At 67.7% G+C, this 10,935-nt stretch carries 8 protein-coding genes; 6 read left to right on the plus strand and 2 right to left on the minus strand.

The features are described from left to right. Positions 1–95: 95 nt before the first annotated feature. Positions 96–1,394, minus strand: a complete 1,299-nt coding sequence (locus AC1PQG_RS16690) for a histidine kinase (protein ID WP_481118939.1) — start codon at positions 1,392–1,394, stop codon at positions 96–98. 134 nt (positions 1,395–1,528) lie between these two features. Between AC1PQG_RS16690 and AC1PQG_RS16695 the strand changes: the two genes are divergently transcribed. The 4 genes from AC1PQG_RS16695 (at position 1,529) to AC1PQG_RS16710 (ending at position 7,884) form a co-directional block, all read left to right on the plus strand. Continuing rightward, complete coding sequence (locus AC1PQG_RS16695) at positions 1,529–2,059, plus strand: GNAT family N-acetyltransferase (protein ID WP_481118940.1); 531 nt, start codon at positions 1,529–1,531, stop codon at positions 2,057–2,059. A 16-nt stretch (positions 2,060–2,075) separates the two neighbouring features. After that, positions 2,076–4,418: a fatty acid cis/trans isomerase gene (locus AC1PQG_RS16700; protein WP_481118941.1), complete on the plus strand. Its 2,343-nt coding sequence runs from the start codon at positions 2,076–2,078 to the stop codon at positions 4,416–4,418. A gap of 105 nt (positions 4,419–4,523) precedes the next feature. After that, entirely contained in the window at positions 4,524–6,656 is a 2,133-nt protein-coding gene (locus AC1PQG_RS16705) for a TonB-dependent siderophore receptor (protein WP_481118942.1), read from the plus strand. 10 nt (positions 6,657–6,666) lie between these two features. Next, entirely contained in the window at positions 6,667–7,884 is a 1,218-nt protein-coding gene (locus AC1PQG_RS16710; protein WP_481118943.1) for a PepSY-associated TM helix domain-containing protein, read from the plus strand. 63 nt (positions 7,885–7,947) lie between these two features. Here AC1PQG_RS16710 and AC1PQG_RS16715 read toward each other — a convergent pair whose 3' ends face one another. Continuing rightward, positions 7,948–8,526: a hypothetical protein gene (locus tag AC1PQG_RS16715; protein ID WP_481118944.1), complete on the minus strand. Its 579-nt coding sequence runs from the start codon at positions 8,524–8,526 to the stop codon at positions 7,948–7,950. 274 nt (positions 8,527–8,800) lie between these two features. Between AC1PQG_RS16715 and AC1PQG_RS16720 the strand changes: the two genes are divergently transcribed. Beyond that, positions 8,801–9,721, plus strand: a complete 921-nt coding sequence (locus AC1PQG_RS16720; protein WP_481118945.1) for a bestrophin family protein — start codon at positions 8,801–8,803, stop codon at positions 9,719–9,721. 93 nt (positions 9,722–9,814) lie between these two features. After that, on the plus strand, positions 9,815–10,933 hold the full coding sequence (locus tag AC1PQG_RS16725; protein ID WP_481118946.1) for an efflux RND transporter periplasmic adaptor subunit: 1,119 nt from the start codon (positions 9,815–9,817) through the stop codon (positions 10,931–10,933). The last annotated feature ends 2 nt before the right edge of the window (positions 10,934–10,935 follow it).

Below are 10,935 nucleotides of genomic sequence, written 5' to 3' on the forward strand. Positions count from 1 at the left end.
CACGCCGCCCGTTCGGCAGCCTGAAAACGTTGCCTGCGTCCGCCGTCTGGCAGAACGCAGGCGGGATCCCGGAATGATTTCGGGAAACACGGGCCTCAAGCCTGAGCCAACGGCAGAGGCAAACTGAGGCGAATCTGCAGACCGCCACCCGGCGCATCGGTGAGCCAGCATTTTCCGCCGGCCATCTCGGCGCGCTCGCGCATGCCGAGCAAGCCGCCGCGGGAACGCGGCACCACCTCTTCAGCCTTGCCGACACCGTTGTCGGCGACGGTCAATTCCAGCATCTGCCCCTTGGTCTGCAAGGACAGGCGCACACGGCTCGCCACACTGTGGCGCAGCACATTGGTCAGGGCCTCCTGCAGCGTACGGTAAAGCGCAAGGCCGGCATGGGGCTCCAGCGGTGGCAGGGACGGCGGGAACTCGGCCTCGATGCCGATCTCCGGCACACGGCCACGCCAGCCGCTGACGAGGTCATTGAGGGCGTCTACCATCTGCAGCCCTTCGAGACCATGGGGACGTAGCTGGGACAGCAGGTTGCGCACCTGGGCCAGCATCCCGTTGGTCTGGCTGCGGATGTCGCCGGCGATCATTGCGAGTTGTGCCGGCTCGGCACGGCCGGCCTGACGCTCGATGTAAGCCGCGGAAACATTGACAGCGGTCAGCGCCTGTCCCAGTTCATCATGGAGTTCCCGGGCCAGTTCCCGGCGCTCGCTCTCTTGCAGTTCCAGCAACTGACGGGCGAGCAGTTGGCGCGCCGCCCGCGACTCCGCCAGTTCACCGGACAGGGTTTCAATGGCCTGGGCGATGCTGGCGAATTCCTTCAACTGAAATGGCGGCAGGCGCACCTGCTCCTCCCCGCGTCCAAGGCGGGCCAGCCCCTGTTCGAGCAGGCGGACCGGCTTCAGAGCGCGATGGGCCGCCACCCAGGCAACGACTGCCATGCCTAGGCAGAAGACCACCAGCGTCGCCAGATTGCGCACGCCGTCGCGCAGCACTTCGTGGATTTCGGCGCGGGGATCGGCGCGGATCACCAACACTTCATCGCCGAGCGGAATACGGCGCTCATGGGCAACGCGCCCGTCGAGCAGATAATCGGCAAGGGTCGCCAGCAGGCCCGCTGGAGCAGGCGCGACAGCCCCTTGCTCCAAATTGGAGCGCTCCACGGACACCGCAACGTGCCGCAACTGACCACCCGCCAGCAACTCACGCAGCTCGCTCGCCCGGTGCCCCGGTGCGGTCCCGACTGCCAAGATCACGTCCGCCAGGCGGGTCGAGGCTTCCATTTCCTCGGCCACGTCCTGCTGCAGGGCCAACCCGACCCACGCCACCGCCGCGACCGACAAGGCCAACGCAAAGCCCAGCACATATCCGAAGAGTCTCCAGCGCAAATCCATTTGCGTCTCCTTATATTCCCTTTGGGGTAGGCAACAGCAAGGCATGTGCCAGTTGCAGCCGGTAACACCCACCACCACACGGACAAAGGGGATCGGCGATAATCGACGGCCTTCCCGATCCGTTTGCCATCGCCTTGACCCGCCTTAGCATCCGTCCTGCCCGAAATGACGACCTGGACGCCATCCTGCAGATCCAGGCCCGCTGCTACACCGCCATCGTCCCCGAATCGCCGTGCTCGATGGGCGCCAAGCTGACCGCCGCGCCCGACAGCTGTTTCGTCGCCAGCCGGGCCGACGGCGTGCCGGTCGCCTACCTGCTGGCGCTGCCCTGGCGCTTCGACGACCCGCCGCACCTGGACGCCCAGGCCTGCCAGCTGCCGGCCGATGCCGACACGCTCCACCTGCACGATCTCGCCGTCGCCCCCGAAGCGCGCGGCAGCGGTGCCGCCGACGCCCTCGTCGACGCCTTCATGGCGGCCCTCGCCGCCAGCCGCCTCGGGCGTGCCAGCCTCATCGCCATCCAGGGCTCGGCCAGCTGGTGGGCACGTCACGGTTTCGAGGCAGTGACGGCCACGCCGATACTCGCCGAACGCCTGGCCGGCTACGGCCCCGATGCCCGTTACATGCGTCTGCTCCACCCCGACGGCATCCAGCGCCCATACTAGATCTCTCCCGAAACCCATGCGTGCCCTCCTCGGCCTTGCCCTGCTCGTCCTCGCCGGCTGCACCACCGTTGTCGCCAAGGTCCAGCTCGACCACGAACTAGGCCGCCCGGACCCGGCCCGCTATGACGCTCCCGCCGTGCCCATCGCACCGGCCCCCGACTACTGGCAGCAGGTCCGACCCATTCTGGACCGCCGCTGCGTGACCTGCCACGCCTGCTACGACTCGCCCTGCCAGCTCAAGCTGACCCGCTACGACGGCATCACCCGCGGCGCCAACCCGGATCCGGTCTACGCCAACGCCCGCCTGCGGGCCGCCAGCCCGACCCGCCTCGGCTTCGACGCCCACAGCACCGTGGAATGGCGCGACAAGGGCTTCCACCCGATCCTCAACGAACGCGCCGCCACGCCAGCCGCCAACCGCGAGGCCAGCGTGCTGTACCGCATCCTGGCCCTCAAGCAGCAGAACCCCGGCCCGAGTTCGGGCCCACTGCCGGACGAGCGCTTCGACTTCGCCCTCGACCGCAGCCAGAGCTGCGCCAAGGTCGAGAGCATGGACGGCTTCGTCACCGAGCATCCCGAATGGGGCATGCCCTACGGCCTGCCGGCGCTCAGCCAGAAAGATCACGACATCCTTGCCCGCTGGATCGAGGCCGGCGCGCCCTACACACCACGCCCGGCGCCGCTGCCCGCGGTGCAGGCCCGCGTCGCCGAATGGGAGCACCTGCTCAACGGCAACGCGCTGCGCGACCGGTTGGCCGCCCGCTACATCTACGAGCACTGGTACGTGGGCCAGCTGTATTTCGACGAACAGCCCGACTACCGCTTCGAGCTGGTGCGCAGCCGCAGCGCCCCCGGCCAGCCCATCGACGTGATCGCCACCCGCCGCCCCTATGACGCGCCGGGCGTCGAGCGTGTGTATTACCGCCTGCGCCCGCTGGAGGAGACCCTGGTCGCCAAGACCCACATGCCGCTGGCCCTCGACCCGGCCCGTCTGGCCCGCCTGAGGAAGTGGTTCTTCGATGCGCCGATCGCGGTGGCCAAACTGCCCGACTATTCGCCGAAGACGGCCACCAATCCCTTCGCCGCCTTCCGGGCGTTGCCGGTGGACGCCCGCTACCGCTTCATGCTCGATGACGCCCAGTTCACGCTGATGGGCTTCATGAAGGGCCCGGTGTGCCGCGGCCAGGTGGCCCTCAATGTCATCACCGACCACTTCTGGGTGCTCTTCTATTCGCCGGAAAGCGAAGCGAATCACCAGGTCCAGAGCCTCCTCGACGCCACCCAGCCCAATCTGCGCCTGCCTGCCGAGGACGACAGCAGCACCGGCATCCTGGCCTGGCGCCGCTACGCCCAGGCCGAAAAGGCCTACCTGCGCAGCAAGGCCGACTTCATCGCGCGCGGCGCACGCATCCAGCCCCCGCAAATCGGCGAACTGTGGGACGGCGAGGGCCGCAACCCGACCGCCGGCCTGACCGTGTTCCGCCAGTTCGACAGCGCCTCGGTGGTCCGCGGCCTCATCGGCGAGCGGCCGCAGACCGCGATGCTGCTCGGCTACCCGTTGCTCGAGCGGATGCATTACCTGCTGGTCGCCGGCTTCGACGTCTATGGCAACACCGGCCACCAGTTGGCCACCCGGCTCTACATGGACTTCCTGCGCATGGAAGGAGAAGAGAACTTCCTGACCCTGCTGCCCCTGAAGGACCGCCAGAAGGTGCTCGATCGCTGGTACCGCGGCAATCCCGAGCACATCCGGGATTTCGCCGACGCAGCCACCTACTACCCGGGCGAGACCGGCGTGCGCTACCGCAGCGCGGACACCCTCGGCGAGCTGTACCGCAACGTCGCCCAATACCTGCGCCCGGTGCGGGAGAAGCCGCTCGACCTGGCGGTCGATGGCTTCAACGCCGAGCAGATCGCCCAGCTGCGCGCCCTCGGCAAGGTGGCCGGCCAGCCCGCGTCCCGACTGCCCGAGCACAGCCTGCTGGTCCTGACCAACACGGATGGCGCCATCCACGTGGTGTCGGTGCTGCGCAACAGCGCCCACAGCAACGTCGCCGAACTGTTCCGCGAGGACAGCCGCCGCCTGCCCGACGAAGACACGTTGAGCGTCCTCGACGGCATCGTCGGCGCCTACCCCAACACGATCTTCCAGCTCGACGCCGACGAGCTGCCGCGTTTCGTGCGCGCAGTGCAGACCCTCGCCAGCGACGAGGACGTGCAGCACCTCACCCAGCGCTTCGCGGTCCGCCGTACCGACTCGCGCTTCTGGGCGGTCAGCGACGCGATCCATGCCCACTGGCGCCAGATCGCCCCGCGCGAAGCAGCGATCCTCGACTACAGCCGGCTCGAGAACCGTTGATCCCGGCCCGTCCATTTATTACAATAATGAGAACCATTATCAAATAGCCAGCCACCGAGGCATGTTCCTAGGCAGCCAGCAAGCGACCCGTGCCCAGGAGCCTCCATGCATCGCCAACCCGCCGCGACCGCGGCTTTCGTCCGTTCTCCCCTCGCCTGCGCCCTTCTCGCGCTGTTCGCCCTGCCGGCCAGCGCCGCCGAAGACGTCACCCTGGCGCCCGTCAAGGTCGCCGCCCAGACCGACCAGGAGCCGCCGTCCGAACGCAGCGGCGCTTACACGGTGCGCCGTAGCCGCTCGGCCACCGGCCTGAACCTGTCCCTGCGCGAGACCCCGCAGACCGTGTCGGTGATCACCCGCGCGCAGATGGACGACTTCCAGCTCAATAGCGTCAATGACGCCCTGTCCGCGTCGTCCGGCGTGATGGTCGAGAAGATCGAGACCAGCCGCACCTATTACACCGCCCGCGGCTTCGACATCACCAGCTTCCAGGCCGACGGCGTCGGCATGCCCTTCATCTACGGCAACATCTATGGCGACATGGACGCCGCCATCTACGACCGCGTCGAAGCGGTTTACGGCGCCAACGGCCTGATGACATCCACCGGTTACCCGGCCGCCGCCATCAACTTCGTGCGCAAGCGCCCGACGGTGGACCTGCAGGCAAGCGTGAAAGGCACGCTCGGTTCGTGGAACACCTATCGGCTGGACGCCGACGTGTCCCGCGCACTGGTGGAATCCGGCGCGATCCGCGGACGCCTGGTGGTCGCCCGCGAAGACGGAGACTCCTACCTGGACCGCTACGGCCTGGCCAAGACGGTCTTCTACGGCGTCGTCGAGGCCGATCTCGGCCCGGCCACCCAGCTGACCATCGGCCACAACGAACAGGCCAACAAGGCCCGCAGCCCGATCTGGGGCGCGCTGCCGATGTTCTACACCGACGGCACGCGGACCAACTACAGCCGCTCCACCAGCCCCGCCGCCGACTGGGCCTACTGGGACACCACGTTCAAGACCAGCTTCGCCGAACTCACCCACGAGTTCGACAACCGCTGGCAGGCCCGCGCCGTGCTGACCCGCAACGACAACAGCAACGACAGCGCCCTGCTCTACGTCTATGGCCGCCCCGACAAGGCCACCGGCCTCGGCGTGCTCGCCTACCCGGCGCGCTACAACGCCAGCAACCAGCAGACCCAGGCCGACGTGCAGCTCAGCGGCCCCTTCCGCCTGTGGGGGCAGGAGCACGAACTGACGCTCGGCGCCAACTGGTCCAAGTCCGAACTCAACGACGCCACCCACTATGGGCGCGGCATCGGCACCGCCCTGCCGGCCCTCGACAACTGGGACGGCAGCTACCCGATGCCGCTCTTCGACGCGTCGACGGACGGCAGCGCCTTCACCTACCGCCAGCGCAGCGCCTTCGCCGCCGCCCGCATCACCCCCACCGACGGCCTCAAGCTGATCGGCGGCACCCGCGCCACCCGCGCCGACAGCGACGGCATCTCCTACGGCGTAGCCCGCAACAGCAAGGCCAGCGACGTGACGCCCTACTTCGGCGTGGTGTACGACCTCACCCCCAACCTGTCCGCCTACGCCAGCCACGCCGACATCTTCACGCCCCAGTATCAGCTGGACGCCAGCGGCAACGTGCTGAAACCGGTGGAAGGCCGCAGCAGCGAAATCGGCCTCAAGGGCGAGTTCTTCCAGCGCCGCCTCAACGCCTCGCTGGCCGTCTTCCGCACCGTGCAGGACAACCTCGCCGAAGTCGCCGGCTACAACGGCACCAAGGCCTACTACGGAGGCATCAACGCCCGCTCGCGGGGCTTCCAGTTCGACATGGCCGGGCAGCTCACGCCGCGCCTCGAGGCCAACCTCGGCTACACCCAGCTGTCGCTCCACGACGACGACGGCGAGGACGTGCGCACCTACACGCCGCGCCGCCTGCTGCGCCTGGCCGCCACGTATCGGCTGCCCTTCGTCGACAAGCTGAAGATCGGCGCCAACCTCAGCCACCAGGGCGACGTCTACGCCATGGCCGGCAGCGACGAGCTGCGCCAGAAGGCCTACACGCTGATCGGCCTGACCGCCCGCTACGACATCAGCAAGCAGCTCAGCGTCAGCGCCACGCTGCGCAACCTGACCGACGAGAAATACCTGAGCAGCCTCTACTGGGGCAGCTACGGCCAAGGCTATTACGGCGCCCCGCGCAACGGCAGCATCGCGCTGGCCTGGACCTACTGAGGATCACCCCATGCGCTCCCTGCTGGTTCGCCTGCACCGCTGGTTCGGCCTGTTCGCCGCCGTGTTCCTGTTCATCGCCGGCCTGACTGGCGCGGTGATCTCCTGGGATCACGAACTGGACGAATGGCTGAATCCCCACCTCTTCCGCTCCACCACTCCAGGCCAGCCGCTGCCGTCCACTGAGCTGGCGACCCGCCTGGAGGCCGCCGAGCCGCGCCTGCGGGTGCGCTACCTGCCGCTGTCCGTGGAGCCTGGACACAGCCTCGGCGTCTTCGTCGAACCGCGCATCGACCCCGCCAGCGGCAAACCCTTCGCGCTCGGCTTCAACCAGGTCGCCCTCGATCCGGTCAGCGGAGCCGTACTGGGCCAGCGGGAATGGGGGGCCTTGTCGCTGCAACGGGAAAACGTACTGCCCTTCCTCTACAAGCTTCATTACAGCATGCACATCCCGGATGGCTTCGGACTCCAGCTCGGAGTGCTGCTGATGGGTATCCTGGCCCTGGCCTGGGTGCTCGACTGCCTGATCGCGCTGGTGCTGTCCTTCCCGTCGCGGGCCGCCTGGCGCCGCTCCTTCGCCTTCCGCTGGAAGACCGGCGGCTACCGCCTCAACTTCGACCTGCACCGCTCGGGCGGCGTATGGCTCTTTCCGTTGCTGCTGATCCTCGCCGTCACTTCGGTGGCCATGAACCTGCGCGAGGAGGTCATGCGCCCGCTGGTGGCCCGGCTCTCATCCCTGTCGCCATCGCCCTTTGCCGACCGGAGGCCGGCGCCGCCGAACCGGCCGGTCGAACCCCTGCTGGGCTTCGCGGACGCCGTCCGGCTTGCCAACGCCGAAGCTGCCCGACGGGGCTGGCAGATGCCGGCCGGCGGCGTCATGCTGTCGTCGCCCTTCGGCGTCTATGGCGTGGGCTTCTTCGAGGTCGGCAACGGCCACGGCGACGGTGGACTCGGCAACCCCTGGCTGTACTTCGACGCCCGCGACGGCACGCTGGTCGGCAGCAGCATTCCCGGCGAAGGCAGCGCCGGGGACATCTTCCTGCAGGCCATGTTCCCGCTCCATTCGGGTCGCATCGCCGGAGTGCCCGGGCGCATTCTGGTATCCCTGTGCGGGCTGGCCGTGGCCGTACTCAGCGTCACCGGGGTTGTGATCTGGGCCCGCAAGCGCCGGGCCCGCAGCCTCAAGGACAGGTCGCCGTCATCCATGCAGCGCGCAGCGGCAACCGCCTGAAAGTCCGGCGTAAACGAAAACGCCCCTCGTCGAGGGGCGCTGAACACGGCTGAAACTCAGGGCTCAGGGAAGGCAGAGCTTGCCCAGCACCGGCACCGACTGGCCGATGCTGTTGCCGATGATCGTCAGATTGCCGGTCACCTTGGCATAGGCCCCCTTGTTGTCGCTACCGGTGATGAGGATCTGCTCGCTCAGCGCTGCCGGGTTTCCCATCTGCCCGGTCGTCGCGTCGAAGGTCGGCTGGACCACCATGACATCGGTGGTGTAGAGGGTGGTCTGGTTGCTTCCCTTGCCGATCGTGATCGCGCTGCGTGCAGTCTGCACGATCTGCCGCGGAACGACCGGGCTGAAGTCGGACGGGACCACCGCCGGGGCCACGGTGCCGACACCGTTCGCACCGACCAGCGGCTCCGCCGTCACCCCCGCGTAACCGCTGGCTCCCGGCAGACCGATCAGCGACAGCTGAACACTGAAACAGCTGCCGATATAGGTATGCCCGGGAACCTTGGCCGCAATCTGGCAGCTGGCGTCAGGCAACAGCCGGACCGTGCCGGCCACCTGGTTGCAGGCGGCGCCCGCCGTTCCGGCGACCATGCTGATGGCGAGGGGAACAAGGATCTTGGGGGCAATTCGGCGCATCATGGTGAGGTAACCTCCTGAGTGGATCAAGAACATTTGCATTAAGACAACGTCAACGCATCATGCCTAGTGCAAGTTCTTATTTCACGAATGCCATCGTTATATTCGTGAAAAATATCACACTCAATCCCAGTCGAACCTTGGAAATGGATGTATGGCTGCGAACCGAGCAACATCACCAAGCCGCCACAGATACGACTTGTGCAGTGCAGCACCCATACATTAAGTTAGGCCCCCCTCCAACGAAACAGACGCTCTCCGCCCTGCAGCCCCTGCCATGATCGTTCGCCCCCGCCCGCGCCTGCGGGAACTCTTCTTCATCTGGAAGGGTTCCATCATCCCGCTGATCCTCCCGCAGGTGATCTTCGTCACCGTCGTCGCGGCCATCGTGACGCTGATCGCTGCGCTCACCGGCCCGCGCTTTCCCGACTTCGCGACCGGCCCGTTCACCTTCCTCGGCCTATCCCTGTCGCTGTTTCTCGGCTTTCGCAACAACGCCTGCTACGACCGCTGGTGGGAAGCCCGCAAGCACTACGGCAACCTGCTGGTGGTAATGCGCAGCCTGGCACGCGACAGCCAGCTACTCGACGGCGATGCCGCCGGTCGGGCCCAACGTGACGACGTGCTGCGCCTATGCACCGCCTTCACCAAGGCCCTCACCGCCCGCCTGCGCGACCGGCCGGTGGCTGCTGCCGCTCAGGCCGAGTTGAGCCCCGTTGAGCTCGCCACGGTCAGAGCGGGCCGCAACGTGCCCGACGGCATCCTGCGTCTCATCACCGGGCAGTTGCTCGACGCTCACCGGCACGGCCGCCTGGACTCGATCACCTATACAGCCCTGGCCGAACACGTGAACCAGCTCACCGCCATCCAGGGTGCCTGCGAACGCATCCGCTACACCGCGCTGCCCTTCGCCTACACCCTGCTGCTGCATCGCACCGCCCACCTTTATTGCGTGTTGCTGCCCATCGGCATGGTGCACTCCCTGGGCTGGGCAACCCCGCTGATGACCGCCCTGGTGGCCTATACCTTCTTTGGGCTGGATGCCCTCGGCGACGAACTGGAGGAGCCTTTCGGCACGGCCCAGAATGACCTGCCCCTCGACGCGATCACCCGCGTCATCGAAATCGACCTGGGCGAGTACCGTGGCCTGGAGAAGTTGCCGGAGCCACTGCAGGCGCAGGACTTCCTGCTTCTGTAGCCCCTGCCTCAAGCCTGCCCGGCTTGGGCAGGCTTAAGACGCGCTTAAGACGGCTGGGCGATAATCGGGACGATGCCTCGTGCCGGAGTCCCCATGCTGTCCTCCCTTTCTACCGTTTGCCCCCTGTCACAGTCGACCGCGGCAGGCCTGATCGCTGTCCTGCTACTCTCCCTGCCACAAGGCCCCGCCCAGGCGGCCGGCACCAACTTCGTCGCGCTGACTGCCGCCCAGAGCCAGGCCCTTGGCATCAGCACCCGCAAGGCGGGTAGCAACGGCAATCCGGCCGCAAGTGGGCTGCCGGCCACCGTCAGCATCCCCAACAACCAGGTCCGGGTCATCGCCGCACCCCTGGCCGGCGTTGTCGAAAGCCTGGAGACAGCCCCCGGCCTGACGGTGAAGAAAGGCCAGCTGCTGGCCCGCATCGCCAGCCCGCAGGCCCTCGAACTGCAACGCGACCGCATCCAGGCCGACGCCCAGGCCAGCCTCGCCCGCCAGAGCCTCAACCGGGACGAGCAGCTGTTCCGCGAAGGGTTGATCGCCGAATCCCGCCTGCAGGCCAGCCGCGCCAATGCCACCCAGGCCGCCGCCCAGGCCGCCGAGCGCCGCCAGGAACTGAGCCTGGCCCAGCACAGCGGCGGGCAGACCCTCAGCCTCGTCGCACCGATTGCCGGCAGCGTGCTGGAACAGCAGGTCAGCGTCGGCCAGCGCGTCGAACAGTCCGCACCGTTGTACCGTATCGCCCGCCTCGATCCCCTGTCGGTGGAAATCCAGGCGCCCCTCACGGTAGCCGGCCGGGCCCGCGTCGGCACGCCGCTGCGCATCCCCGGCGCCGGCGCCAGTGGCGAACTGGTAGCAGTCGGCCGCGCCGTTGATGCGAGCAGCCAGAGCGTGCTGCTGCGTGGCCTGATCACCCGCGGCGCGCAGAACCTGCGGCCCGGCCAGGTCACCGCAGTGGACCTCGACCTGCCGGCCGACGCCGGCGCGACGGGAGTTCAGGTCCCCGCCGCTGCGGTGCTGCGCCACCAGGACAAGCAGTGGGTCTTCGTCGCCGCCAGCGATGGCAAGGCCACCGGCTACCGTGCTGTACCGATTACCCTTAACGGCCGGGTCGGCGATGCGGTGCTGGTCAGCGGCCTGCCGGCCGATGCCACAGTGGTGACCGCCGGCGTCGCCGCGCTGAAGGCCAACTGGCTCGGCATCGGGAAAGAATAAGC

This window comes from Zoogloea sp. GDB6 (assembly GCF_056724105.1).